A 13561-nucleotide genomic window follows, 5' to 3' on the forward strand; every position below is an offset into this window, starting at 1 on the left:
CCTCCTTTGGCCCCGTTATTCGATGACGCTGCCGCGTTTCAGGTATTTGGCCATCGCGACGGTGCTGACGAAACCCATGACCGCGATCAACAAGCCGGACTCGAGGTACATCCGCGAATTGAAGGTAATGCCAAGCAGAATGATCATGGCAATGGCATTGATATAAAGAGTATCTAGCGCCAGAACCCTGTCGGGCGCGTCGGGGCCTTTGATCAGACGATACACGTTCAGTAAAGCCGCAGTCATGACCATGGCGATGGTTGCGTAGAGTGCAGTTGTCATCATCGGAACATCTCCATCAACGGCTTCTCGTATCGCTTGTGGATCGCATCGATGACCTCTTGTTCGCTTTCGGCATCCAATGCATGGATCAGTAACATTTTGTTGTCATCGCTGACATCGGCACTCACCGTGCCCGGGGTCAGTGAAATGGTACTGGCCAGTAACGAAATGGCCAGAGGGTGCTCCAGCTGGAGGGGGTAGTTTACGAAAGCCGGCTTGGGTTGCCTGGGGTTTAGGATCAGGATTGCCACTTCAAAGCTGGCAACTAGAATATCCCAGAGCACCATCAGAACGAACATCGGCATTCGCCATACTTTCACGAAAGCCGGTCTTTCCGGCCAGAAGCCATGTGTGATTTGAGGGATGATCCAAGCAAGCAACAGGCCCATCACCACGCTGGCTCCGGAAATACCGTCGCTCAGGAATTGCCAAGTGCTGAACAACACTAGGCTTAACCAGGGTTGCGGGAAATTCAAACGATCGAACATCAGTTTTCCCCCCCAAACATCGGCGTTTCGAGTATTTGAGTATAAGCGGAGGTGTCGAATAGCTGGGCGGCAGTGGCTACCGTGTATTCGTTAATCGGGCCCGCAAAAGCCACGATCACTACCGTCAGCCCGATTAAGGCACCGGTTGATACCGAGACGACGCTTTTCATCGGTTCCGGTGGCTTTATGTGGCCATCAATCGTGCGCCAGAACAAAATGCTCCCAGCACGACTGTAGGCGATCAGCGTGAAGAAACTACCGACCAGCAGCACCGACCAGAGCCAGGCCATTTGCGGGCCGGTCTCGACCGATTTGAGAATCAGTACCTTACCGAAAAAGCCGCTCAACGGGGGTAACCCGGCCGCAGAGACCGCGCCAATCATGAAAAGTACGCTGATAAGCGTTCGGTGTGGCATTTTGGGCGCAGTGACAATACGGTCGCCTGCACTGCCTCTTTGGATGGCCACCAGCTCGGCCACCAGGAATAGGCCTGCCACGGTCCAGGTGGTGCTAAGCAGATAGAACAAGGCGGCTGAAACACCCGCCTCGGAGCCTAAGGCGACCGGCGCAAGCAAGGTGCCTACTGAAATAATAACTTGCCAGGCGATGAGTGTTTTCAGGTTGTTTGCCCCCAAGGCACCTACAACCCCCATCGACAGCGTAATCAGAGCGAGTGGGAATAGCCAGTCCATGCCAAGAGATGCCAGCTCGCCTGCGCCTTCGCCGAAGATCAGAACATAAACCCGAATAATGGCGTAAACGCCCACCTTGGTCATGATTGCAAACAAAGCTGCCACCGGCGCGGTGGCTTTGGCGTACGCTTTCGGTAGCCAGAAACACAGCGGCAGAATGGCAGCTTTAAGGCCGAATACCACCAGCAGCATCATGGCACCGGCTTTCACCAGTGCGAGGTTTTCACCGGTTACCTGCGGGATTTTGACCGCCAGATCGGCCATGTTCAGAGTGCCTGTGACACTGTAGATCATGCCCACGGCAATCAGGAAGATGGCGGAGCCCACAAGGTTCAAGGCGACATAGTGTAGCCCGGGCACGGTTCGGGTGGTGCCGCCGCCATGCATTAGCAAGCTATAGGACGCAATCAGCAGCACTTCAAACGCCACAAACAGGTTGAACAGGTCGCCCGTCAGAAACGCGATGTTCAGGCCCATGATCTGGAACAGGAACAGTGTGTGGAATTGTCGATTACCTTCGTCTGCGCCGCCAAGCGAGAATATATGAGCAAACACAGCCAGCACTGATGTCAGCACTAGCATTAGCGCAGCGAGCCGGTCGAGGACCAGCACGATGCCAAAGGGTGGCTGCCAGTTGCCGAACGCGTATATTCGGTAGCTGCCGTCGTCGGCCAGGCCCACTAGGACGATAGAGGCAACTAAAACCAGCACACTGGTGGTAATGGCCAGCGTTCGCCGCAGGCTGATGGGCGCATAGCCCATAAAGGTCTGCAGCATGCCGCCTAGTAACGGAATGGCGATGGGAGCAATGAGCCAGTGATTCATTTGCCGGATTCCTCCTGTTCCTGCTTACTGTTGGCAGGATGTGCCGGCGGGCAGCCGTCTACATGATCGTCATCGTTGTCGGCCAGATTGCGCAGAGACAACACCACGGCGAAGGCCGTCATGGCGAATCCGATAACGATGGCGGTTAACACCAGCGCCTGAGGCAGCGGGTCAGAGTAATTTTCCGCAGTGCCCAGAATTGGCTGTTGCGCGGTACTCAGCCGGCCCGAGGCAAACAGGAACAGGTTCACCCCGTAAGACAGCAGCGTTAGCCCCATGACAACCGGGAAGGTGCGGGCTCGCAACAACAGGTAAACACCGGATGTTGTGAGCGTGCCGATGACCAAAGCAAACAATACTTCCATTACGACTTCCTCCGCGGGCTCTTGATGGCTGAGTGCGGCGAAACCCGGCCGATACTGACCAGAATCAGCAGGGTCGCGCCGATGACCGCCAGATAAACGCCCAGATCGAATATCAGCGCCGAGGCCACTTCAAACTTACCGACCACTGGCCAGGTGATGTACCCGAATGTGGAGGTCAGGAACGGATAGCTGAAGGCCAAACTGCCTGCGCCGGCAATGGTGGCGAACAACAATCCAAGGCCGATCACGTTGTGATACTTGATGCCCACCCGGTCCTGAGTCCAAATCATGCCATTGGCAACGTACTGGATGACCAGAGCTACCGAGGTGATCAGGCCTGCGATGAAACCACCGCCCGGCATGTTGTGCCCTCTCAGGAAGATGTAGGCCGATACCATAAGTGCCATTGGCAGCATCGGACGAGCGACCTGTTTGAGCATCAACGGATAGGCGTCACGGGTCCAGGTATGCCCCTGGCCATCGCCCGGGGGCGGTGTCAGTGCGGTATTCTTGAGCATTGCGTAAATGCCCATAGCTGCAATCGCCAGCACCGTGATTTCGCCCAAGGTATCGAAACCCCGGAAATCCACCAGAATTACGTTCACGACATTGGTGCCACCACCACCCGGCTTGCTGTTCTCAAGGAAGAACTCGGAGATAGATGTGAACGGCTGAGTCAGCATGGCTAAAGTAACAAGAGTTATGCCGGTTCCCGCCAACAAGGCCAGAGCGATATCCCGTGTTCGGCGGCCTTTCGATGTCTCCAGCGGTGTCCAGGAGGGCATGTAATAAAGCGCCAGCATCAGCAGCACCATGGTGACCACTTCTACCGACAGTTGCGTCATGGCCAGGTCGGGTGCGGAGAAACGGGCGAAAGTCAGAGCAACCATCAGGCCGACCACACTGAGGAGCACCAACGCGGTGAATCGTTCACGATGAATGAACGCCGTGGCCAGTGCCGACACAATGAGGAACCCGGCGCCAAGCGCTGTAGGCCAGTCGATGGGTGATAAACCTTCACTACCGACAAAAATACCGAGACCCATAATCGGAACGATCGATACCGCGATGACACTCACCACCACTAGCATGATGTAACGTTGCAGCGAGCCGTTTTCGATACGTGCGGTCAGGTTATGGGTGAACTTTTCGATGCGCATCAACACCGCTTCAAAAACGGCTTTCTCGTCAATTTCTTTGAAACGAGCGTGGAAGTCGAAAAAACGCTGGCGCTGGCTGTACATCAGCAAGCCACCCACAAAGGCTGCGACACTCATCATCAACGGCAAGTTAACGCCGTGCATCACTGCCAACTGGTAATCCGGTACCGCGCCACCCAGAGTCGCCTGAGCCGCAGAAAACAGCAGTGGGCCAACCGAAATGGCCGGGAATATACCCACCATGATGCAGGCAAATACCAGAATTTCTACCGGGAACTTCATATAGCGCGGTGGCTCATGAGGTGGGTAAATCGGCAGATTCACCGGCTTGCCGTTGAAAAACACGTCATGAATAAAGCGAGCGGAATAAGCGACCGCAAAGATGCCCGCCAGAGTCGCGACAATCGGGGGCAGCCAAGCCCAGAAGCCGGGCAGGTTCAGTGCTAAGGATTCCGCAAAGAACATTTCTTTACTTAGGAAACCGTTTAGCAGCGGCACACCAGCCATCGACGATGCAGCCACCATCGCAAGCGTAGCGGTGTGAGGCATATAACGCCAAAGTCCGTTAATTCTGCGCATGTCTCGGGTGCCGGTTTCGTGATCGATAATCCCGGCTGCCATAAATAACGAGGCTTTGAAAGTGGCGTGGTTGATCACGTGAAACAGTGCCGCAACCGCCGCCAGTTTGGTGCCCATGCCGAACAGCAGCGTGATCAAACCAAGATGGCTGACTGTCGAGTGCGCCAGCAGACCCTTCAGATCGTGCTTGAACATCGCGGTATAGGCACCGATCAGCAGCGTGGCCATACCCGTAAAACTGACCAGGTAAAACCACAGCTCAGTGCCGGCAAGTGCAGGATACAAACGCGCCATCAGAAAGATGCCGGCTTTTACCATGGTGGCGGAGTGCAGATAGGCAGACACCGGTGTGGGCGCCTGCATGGCGTGAGGTAACCAGAAATGAAACGGGAACTGGGCGGATTTGGTGAATGCGCCCAGCAGAACCAGCGTCAGAGCGACCGGGTACATAGCGTGAGCTTTTATCAAGTCGCCTGCTGCCAACACATCGTCCAGTTCAAAACTGCCTACGATGTTACCGATGATCAGAATGCCTGCGAGCAAGGCCAGACCGCCACCGCCGGTTATGGCTAGTGCCATTCGGGCCCCTCGGCGTGCATCCTGTTTGTGGGTCCAGAAACTGATCAAAAGGAACGAGGTAAGGCTGGTCAGCTCCCAGAAAATGAGCATCAGCAACAGGTTGCCAGACAACACAATGCCCAGCATTGAGCCTTTGAAACAAAGGAGTAACGAGTAAAACTTCCTGACGTTCTCAGTCGCCTTCAAGTAGTAATGGGCATAGATAATAATCAGTAGCCCGATGATCAGGATCAGCAGCGCAAACATGAGAGCCAGGCCGTCGAGACGGAACGAGAACGAAATCCCGATCGCTGGTAGCCATTCGAAACTGTGAAGAACCACGCCGCCATCGGCCAGCGTTGCCCAATGGGGGAAAAGGGCGGCCAACGCGATCAGCGCGGGCACGGAAGATGCAATAGCAATCGCTGTACGCCCTCCCTGAGCAAACAGGGGAGCAGCAATCGCGCCTAAAAAGGGCAGTAGGACAACCAGCGGTAGCGACATCGCAACCTCGTTTTTGGTGTTTTCAGGCGTGAATGTGGGGCATAACGCCCTTCAGAGTGTAGCGGGCGGTCTGCCTCGCTGCACAAAAAACCGGGTAAGCTCCGGTTTAAACGGGAGTTAGTCTAGATTTGGTGGATCCGGGAAATAGGGGAGACGCCCGCGCTGCAAGACGATATCAGCGGGCTGAAGTGATTCTGGCGAAACTGTGCGGCCGGTGGACCTTCCGGTCATGTTTGCTCCGTCAATGAAACTTGACAGCTGATGATACGTGGCCAGTCAGGGAGGTCAAGTCAAGTTGATGCTGATTGAGTGTATACTTTGTAAAAATAAATTTGAGAGAGAGCCATGAGCACACCGTATCCTAACCTACTGAAACCTCTGGATCTTGGTTTTACTGAACTGAAGAACCGTGTATTGATGGGCTCTATGCATACGGGCCTAGAAGACCGGTTCTGGAATATCCACAAGCTTGCCCGATATTTTGCCGAGCGTGCGGAAGGTGGTGTGGGCCTGATGGTGACGGGTGGCTTCTCTCCCAACATGGCCGGTCAGTTATCGCCGCTGGCATCGACCATGAATAACCGTGCTACCGCCATGTTGCATCGCCATGTCACCGGGGCGGTCCATGAAGCGGGCGGAAAAATCTGCCTGCAGCTGCTTCACGCCGGCCGTTATGGCTACCAGCCTCTGATCGTCTCAGCCTCGGCCACCAAGTCCCCGATTAGCCTATTCAAAGCCCGTGCACTGTCCACCAAGGGCGTTGATCGCCACATCGACGACTTCGTTAGCGCCGCCAAACTGGCGAAGTTCGCCGGTTACGACGGTGTCGAAGTTATGGGTTCCGAAGGCTATTTTATCAACCAGTTCTTGTGCGAACGAACCAACAAACGTACAGACAAATGGGGCGGCTCCTACGAAAACCGCATGCGTTTGCCGGTTGAGATCGTTCGTCGCATGCGTGAAGCGGTCGGTCCCGAGTTCATTATTATTTATCGCTTGTCGATGCTGGATCTGGTGGAAGGTGGTCAGACCTGGGATCAGGTCGTGACGTTGGGCAAAGCCATCGAGAAGGCTGGCGCGACCATTATTAATACCGGTATCGGCTGGCACGAAGCGCGAGTACCAACCATTGTGACGTCTGTGCCTCGGGGTGGTTTTGCCGACGTAACGGCGAAGTTCTACGGCGAAGTCGATATTCCGGTGTGTACCACCAACCGCATCAATACGCCGGAGAAAGGCGAAGAAATTCTTGCGGATGGTAAGGCTGACATGGTGTCCATGGCGCGGCCGTTACTGGCAGACAGTGAATTTGTGCGCAAGGCTGAACAGAATCGCAGCGACGAGATCAATACCTGCATCGCCTGCAACCAAGCATGTCTGGACCATGTGTTCAAAGCCAAACGGGCGTCTTGTCTGGTTAACCCGCGCGCGTGTTTCGAGACGGAGTTGGTGCTGACCGTTGCGCCGGTCGTTCGCAGTGTTGCCGTCGTAGGCGCAGGTCCGGCGGGCTTGGCGGCAGCCACAACCGCGGCTAAGCGCGGCCACAAGGTCACGCTGTTCGAGGCTGACGACAAAATTGGCGGTCAGTTCAACTACGCCAAGCGCATTCCGGGCAAGGAAGAATTTTACGAAACCCTTCGTTATTTCCAGCGCCAGGTCGAGTTGTTGGAAATTGATTTGCAGCTCAATACGCGAGTGGATGCCGAATCGCTGAAAGCGCAGGGCTTTGACGATGTCATTATCGCCACGGGCGTAAAACCGAGAACGCCCAAAATCGAAGGGGTGGATCACCCCAAAGTGCTTGGATACCTCGATGTACTCCGTCACAACAAGCCCGTTGGTAATACGGTGGCAGTCATCGGCGCGGGCGGCATTGGTTTCGACGTCAGCGAGTTCCTGACCCACGACTTCGAGCGCCAGCCCGAAGGTGAGCAAGCCAAAGTCAGCGACTGGCAGGCCGAGTGGGGCGTGCATCCGGAGTTTGAAGGCCCAGGTGGGCTGGCGGAGCGCGAAGCAACGGCGACACCGCGAAAAATCTACCTGATGCAACGGAAAACCAGCAAAGTCGGTGGCGGTTTGGGTAAAACCTCAGGCTGGGTTCACCGCAGCAGCTTGAATCATCGCGACGTAGAAATGCTAAAAGGCTGCAGCTACGACCGAATCGATGATGAAGGCTTGCACATCACCTTGTCAGATAAAGACGGCAAAGAAATCGGGAAGAAAGTACTGCCGGTTGATAACGTGATCCTGTGTGCCGGCCAAGAGTCGTTCCGTGAGCTTTACGATCAGCTTGAGGGTGCGGGCGTGAAAGCGCACTTGATCGGTGGTGCTGATTTAGCTGAAGAATTGGATGCAAAGCGAGCGATTCGACAAGGCACGGAAGTGGCCGCAGCTCTTTGATGCGGTTATGTCGATCACACTATGTGACCGCCAAGGTCACATAGTGGCGCTGCAGGGGTGGGGCGTTACCGAATAGCTTTCAAGGCGTTCGAAATAGCCTCGGCCTCTGCTTCGAGAACCTGGCTGTGGAGACTTTGTCCCTTCTCGCGAGCGTGCTTGATTTGCTTACACTTCATCTCATAGAGACGACTTAAAACCTCGGACTGGCTCTGTCTCAATATTGTGTTCACGGCATTTTCTCCTTTGAACACCTGTCGGGATTTATTACATTCATGACCCAAAACGAATCTTCTGAAGAAATCGCTGCATAACCCGCGCCAGAACGAAACGTCGAAGTGTTACCGACCAAATCGCGAACGGTACGCACCGGGGGCTAGCCCGGAGTGTTTTCTAAATAAGCGACTGAAAGAACTGACATCTTCGTAGCCCACCATCCGAGTCACCTCTTCAATCGTAAGACGCGAGTTCTCCAAATGCTGCCGTGCCGATTCGATGCGTAGAACCTGCAAATAGCCAGTGGGGGTGTCACCCGTTGCCGCTTTGAACCGGCGAATCAACGATCGCTCGGTTAAACCACTCAACGCAGCCAAAGCCGCCAGAGTGATCGGTTCGCTGTAATGCGAATCCAACCACTCCTGCACTTTCAAAATGGCTTGGTCTGAATGATAACGCCGGGCCTGCAGTGCACTGTATGGCGCCTGACTCGACCGCCCTGCGTCAATCACAAATGCCTTTGCCAGCTCCCTGGCGACCTGCGCCCCCGCATGCCGTTCCACGAGATACACCCCAAGATCCCACCAAGCCATCCCGCCCCCGGCGCAAGCAACGTGACCATCTACCGTCACCAACTTATCTGGTTGCAAATCCACCTTCGGAAATCGCTGCCGAAACTGACTGCTAAACCCCCAGTGGGTGGTCGCCTGCCGACCGTCCAAAACCCCGGCTTCAGCCAACAAAAAAGCTCCGGTGCAATTACTGGCAATCCGTACCTGATCATCATTGGTGGATTGAAACCGGGAAAGCCAACCGACCAACCCCGGATTTTCGGCCAGGACCTGATCAATGGGCGAGCCAATGGTCGGAATGATCACCAGATCGTTTTCACCCAGCGCGGCAATGTCTTGCCAGGAGCCATCCGCACCAATCGTCAATCCATTGATGCACCGACAGGCCTCTCCGGATGCCGTCAGCAAACGTGTGCGAAAATACGGCTGTGGCTGTTCCCCATGAACCCGAGCCCAAGTCACACCCGCCATTCGAAACAGATCAATCACCCCTGTAATCGCACTGGCAAGCGCCCCGTTAAAACCAATGATCGTGACGGTTTTCACAAAGATGACTCCTATTAAAGAAAACTAAGCCAGCTATCTCAAAAGTAGGGCGCTGCTGCGAGAGAACACTTCCGAGAGTGTGCGCAGCAGGGAAGCTGCGCAGAAGCCCCCACGGACGGGTTCACGGCTTCTCTTGGGAGTGTTCTCTCGCAGAAGTGCCCGGCAGCAAAGTGAGAGGTATGGCGAATTTCACCAAGAATAAGTCAGAAACGACAATTTCAACAAGTACAACGGTTGTGAGAGGCTATAGCCAATCAACAGGAGAACACGAATGACCGACACCCTGATCGACCGCCGCGACCTGGCATTCCAGCTCTACGAAGTCATGGACACCGAAGCCCTGACCGAGCGCGAACGCTTCAGTGAACACAGCAAAGAAACCTTCGATGCCGTCATCGAAACCGCTGACAAAATGGCGAAAGAAAAGTTTGCCAACCACAACAGCGCGGCGGATAAAGACGAACCTAAATTCGTCGACGGCCACGTGGAAATGCTCCCCGAGGTAAAAGAAGCCTTTGACGCCTACGCCGAAGCGGGCTTCCTCGCCGGGCGTTACGATTACGACCTAGGCGGCATGCAATTGCCAGAATCGGTCATGGCCGCTTGCAACGGCTTCTTCACCGCCGCCAACCCCGGCACCGCAGGCTACCCGTTTCTGACCACTGCCGCCGCCAACCTGATCCGCGTGTTCGGCAACGACCAACAAAAAGCCACCATTCTGCCGAATATGCTCAACGGCCGTTTCAGTGGCACTATGGCCCTGACCGAGCCGCACGCCGGTTCCAGCCTCGCTGATATCCGAACCTCCGCCACGCCCACCGATGACGGGCACTACCTGATCAAAGGTGCGAAAATCTACATCTCCGGTGGCGAGCAGAGCATCACTGAAAACATCGTCCATATGGTGCTCGCCAAAATTAAAGGCGCACCGGCCGGCGTGAAAGGCATCTCACTGTTCATCGTGCCCAAATTCCACGTGGACGAAAACGGCGAGCCGGGCGAACGCAACGGCGTAAGCCTCGCCGGCCTGATTCACAAACTCGGCTACAGGGGTACTACGAGCACCGCATTGAGCTTCGGCGATGACGCGCCGTGCCACGGCTATCTGGTGGGCGAGCCCCACCAAGGCTTGAAGTACATGTTCCAGATGATGAACGAAGCCCGCATTGGTGTGGGTATGGGGGCCGCCGTGATTGGATATCGTGGCTACATGCACAGCCTTGAATACGCCAAAGATCGTTTGCAGGGTCGTAAAGCCAGCGAGAAGAATCCGGAAAGCCCGCAAGTACCGATCATCGACCACGCTGACGTGCGCCGCATGCTGCTGGCGCAGAAAGCCTACAGCGAAGGTGGCTTGGCGTTATGCCTATACGGCGCTCGACTGATGGACGAACAGCACACCCATCCGGCTGAACAAAAACGCGCCGAAGCGGGAAAGCTATTGGACCTGCTGACCCCAGTCATTAAAGCCTGGCCCTCAGAATTTGGCCCCAAAGCGAACGACTTGGCCATTCAGGTATACGGCGGCGCAGGTTACACCCGCGAATACCCGGTGGAGCAATGTTGGCGTGACAACCGCTTGAACCCTATTCACGAAGGCACCAACGGCATACAAGCGCTCGATCTTTTGGGCCGGAAGATTTGGCAAGACCAAAGTCATGGGTTACAGCTGTTGATGCAGGAAATGCAAGCGGACCTGCAAGCGGCAACAACCGACCGTTGTCAGCAATGGGCCCTGTCGCTGAGCGAAACTCTGCAGCAAGCGGTGAAAGTGACCCAGAGTTTGGGTAAATCCCTGATGGGGGGCGAAGTGGACAAAACTCTGGCCAACGCCAGCTGTTATCTACATTTATTCGGGCACATCATCGTCGCCTGGATGTGGTTGCGTCAGGCCAATGCCGCAGCCAATTCGCTGGCTTCCGCCAACAGCGACAGCGAGCGCAACTTCTATCAAGGCAAGCTGCAAGCTGCCCAGTACTTCTTCCACTGGGAATTGCCAACCGTAGCGCAAGATTTGGTATTGCTGCGCAATCAGGACGACACGTGCTTGAACATGAAAGTGGATTGGTTCTAAGCGAAGGCCACAAAAGGAAAGAGACATGTCACTGGTAACAGTAGAACAGCAAGGCCATATTTTGCTTATAGGTCTGAATCGCCCGGAAAAAATGAACGCCATGAACCGGGCCATGTACCACGAAATTGCAGCAGCCTACTACCAGCTGCAAAACGACCCGGAACTACGCGTCGCAGTGATGCACGCAGAAGGTGACCACTTCACCAGCGGCTTGCAGCTGGATGATTGGGCGGAAGTCTTCGCCAATGGCAAGGGCATCGAACCTGCCGAAGGCGAATTGGATCCATTTCATATCACAGGCGAAGGACTCACTAAGCCGGTGGTCTTCGCGGCTCAGGGCATCTGCTTCACCTGCGGTGTGGAAATGATGCTCAACACCGACATCCGTGTGGCCGCCAAAGGCACACGCTTTGCCCAGCTTGAAGTGCAACGAGGCATCTTCGCTTGCGGCGGCGCGACTATCCGGCTGCAGCGGGAAATCGGCTGGGGTAATGCCCAGCGTTACTTGCTAACTGGCGATGAATGGACGGCTGAGCAAGCCTACCAATGGGGGTTGATTCAAGAGCTGGTCGAACCCGGCGAGCAGTTGAACAAAGCCATGGAAATTGCCGAGAAGATCGCCAAAGCCGCACCGTTGGGCGTTCAGGGCAGTTTGAATTCGTCCAAAATCGCCGTTAGCGAAGGGCAGGAAATCGCTAAACAACGTTTGTTTCCCGATCTCGGTCCCGTGATGGCCAGTGAAGATGTTAAGGAAGGTATTCAGTCTTTTTTAGAAAGAAGGGAGGCTGTGTTTAAAGGAAAATAAAATCAGGTTGATTTCAATCGATCTGGCCGCCTGCCCCATCCACAAAACAGTCAGGGCAGGCGGCAGAAGCAAGTGGTTTATGCTGCGTCTGTTTCAGTCGAAGCTTCGGCTCGGCGAGTCGCGGCCTCAGCAGCCACTTTAGCGGCATAATCCGCATACTTGGCCATCAGCTCCGCTTTACGATCCGGGTCCCAGTTAATCTTGGACAGATCGCCTTCGTAGTGGTCAATCACCCGCTTATCCATTGTCTCCGACCACCACTTCGGAAAATACGCTGGCAATAGCATCGAAGCATAACCACTAGGCAGTTGCGGAGCGTTCTCGAAATGGCGCAACGCCTGGAAGCTTCGGCTCGGATGAGCATGATGATCCGAATGCCGCTGTAACTGGTACAGGAACAAATTGGTCACAATATTGTTGCTGTTCCAGCTGTGCTCTGGCTTGGTTCGCTCGTACTTACCGTTCTCTTTCTTCTGGCGCAGCAAGCCATAGTGTTCAATGTAATTCACACTCTCGAGCAAGCTAGCCCCGTAGATTGCCTGTCCCGCTAGAAAAGGAACAGCCCGCGGGCCGCAAACCAGCGTTGTGGCACCAAAGAACCCGGCACTCATCGCCCAGCCCTGCAACAGTTCATTATCGAAGCTCCAGAAACCCTTACCCTTGCGGGCCAGACGCGCTTTTTCGATTTCTACCGCCGATTTCAGACCACCCGCTATCGTGCGTGGTAAAAATTTCCAGAAGCTTTCCCCCATTTTGCTGCTAGCGGGATCTTCTGGTGTGGCTACACGCTTATGGTGTCCAAAATTATGCTCAACCACGAAATGGGTGTAACCGGTAGGCGCCAAGGCGGCCATCGCCATCAGCTTGTTTAACTTGTTCGATTTGTGGCCCAGTTCGTGAGCGGTGTTGATTCCGATGCCATTGATGGCCCCAACCGTAAAGGTTAATCCGATTTTATCTTCCAGTGGAACGTTCTTACGGCTAGCCAGCCAGGCGCCCATAAATGTCAGAGCGTATTGGGTGGGGATAAACGCTTTAACAATCCGGTCGTAGTACTTGTCGTGTTCCAGAGTCTTTACGGCCTCTTCGGGCGGATTGCTTTTATCAACGCCAACAGCACGGTCGAGAGCGGGAATGACGCCGTGAATCAAAATCGGTCCGGTCCAGGCCAAGGCTTTCAGTTTTTTCGGGGCGATGGCGTAGGCGCCTAGTGCGGCTACACCAATGCCGGGCAGTGCCGGGCCGAGTAACCATAGATAACGCTTGGGGTCTTTCCAGTCTTTGCCCGCCGGCCGAGCTGAAGTGTGTGGTTTTTCCGGAGATATTTGAAGTTTGGCATTCATAGTTGGCGCTCCCTCTTGTTCGTTGTTCTGAACAATTTATGTCGGACAATATTGCAATGCAACAAAATAATGAGATATGGCCCGGGATGACATGTCCAGGGGAGTTGGCGTAAAGCGGGACTCTGGTCCATCCTTTGAGTAATAAAAAAAAACAA

The 13561-nt window shown here is 54.9% G+C and carries 10 protein-coding genes; 3 read left to right on the top strand and 7 right to left on the bottom strand.

What is annotated here, in order from left to right; genetic code table 11:
• Nucleotides 1–15 precede the first annotated feature (15 nt).
• Genes K5L82_RS02405 through K5L82_RS02425 form a run of 5 tightly spaced genes read right to left on the bottom strand, consistent with a single transcriptional unit; the run spans nt 16 to nt 5453 of the window.
• Nucleotides 16–285 carry a K+/H+ antiporter subunit F gene (locus K5L82_RS02405; RefSeq protein ID WP_133004791.1) on the bottom strand — a complete coding sequence of 90 codons (270 nt, stop codon included), beginning with the start codon at nt 283–285 and terminating at the stop codon, nt 16–18.
• The gene (locus K5L82_RS02410) at nt 282–770 is read right to left on the bottom strand and encodes a Na+/H+ antiporter subunit E (RefSeq protein WP_133004792.1); all 489 of its coding nucleotides are present in this window, start codon (nt 768–770) and stop codon (nt 282–284) included. The genes K5L82_RS02405 and K5L82_RS02410 overlap by 4 nt, the downstream gene beginning before the upstream one ends.
• Nucleotides 770–2287, bottom strand: coding sequence for a monovalent cation/H+ antiporter subunit D (locus K5L82_RS02415; protein ID WP_223133032.1), 1518 nt, complete (start codon nt 2285–2287; stop codon nt 770–772). The genes K5L82_RS02410 and K5L82_RS02415 overlap by 1 nt, the downstream gene beginning before the upstream one ends.
• Entirely contained in the window at nt 2284–2652 is a 369-nt protein-coding gene (locus tag K5L82_RS02420; protein WP_223133033.1) for a Na+/H+ antiporter subunit C, read from the bottom strand. The genes K5L82_RS02415 and K5L82_RS02420 overlap by 4 nt, the downstream gene beginning before the upstream one ends.
• Nucleotides 2652–5453, bottom strand: coding sequence for a monovalent cation/H+ antiporter subunit A (locus K5L82_RS02425; RefSeq protein WP_223133034.1), 2802 nt, complete (start codon nt 5451–5453; stop codon nt 2652–2654). Before K5L82_RS02425 ends, K5L82_RS02420 begins: the two co-directional genes overlap by 1 nt.
• Nucleotides 5454–5798: 345 nt before the next feature.
• Between K5L82_RS02425 and K5L82_RS02430 the strand changes: the two genes are divergently transcribed.
• Nucleotides 5799–7853: an NADPH-dependent 2,4-dienoyl-CoA reductase gene (locus K5L82_RS02430; RefSeq protein WP_223133035.1), complete on the top strand. Its 2055-nt coding sequence runs from the start codon at nt 5799–5801 to the stop codon at nt 7851–7853.
• A gap of 338 nt (nt 7854–8191) precedes the next feature.
• On the opposite strand, the gene K5L82_RS16695 is transcribed toward K5L82_RS02430, so the two are convergent.
• Nucleotides 8192–9184 (bottom strand): GlxA family transcriptional regulator, encoded by a 993-nt coding sequence (locus K5L82_RS16695; RefSeq protein ID WP_223133036.1) that lies wholly within the window; start codon nt 9182–9184, stop codon nt 8192–8194.
• A 271-nt stretch (nt 9185–9455) separates the two neighbouring features.
• On the opposite strand from K5L82_RS16695, the gene K5L82_RS02440 reads away from it, so the two are divergent.
• On the top strand, nt 9456–11258 hold the full coding sequence (locus tag K5L82_RS02440) for an acyl-CoA dehydrogenase (RefSeq protein ID WP_223133037.1): 1803 nt from the start codon (nt 9456–9458) through the stop codon (nt 11256–11258).
• Between the two features lie 25 nt (nt 11259–11283).
• Nucleotides 11284–12063 (top strand): crotonase/enoyl-CoA hydratase family protein, encoded by a 780-nt coding sequence (locus K5L82_RS02445; RefSeq protein WP_223133038.1) that lies wholly within the window; start codon nt 11284–11286, stop codon nt 12061–12063.
• A 77-nt stretch (nt 12064–12140) separates the two neighbouring features.
• On the opposite strand, the gene K5L82_RS02450 is transcribed toward K5L82_RS02445, so the two are convergent.
• The gene (locus K5L82_RS02450) at nt 12141–13406 is read right to left on the bottom strand and encodes an alkane 1-monooxygenase (protein WP_223133039.1); all 1266 of its coding nucleotides are present in this window, start codon (nt 13404–13406) and stop codon (nt 12141–12143) included.
• Between the last annotated feature and the right edge of the window lie 155 nt (nt 13407–13561).

Origin of the sequence: Marinobacter sp. AL4B (assembly GCF_019916045.1) — a bacterium.
Classification (GTDB): domain Bacteria; phylum Pseudomonadota; class Gammaproteobacteria; order Pseudomonadales; family Oleiphilaceae; genus Marinobacter.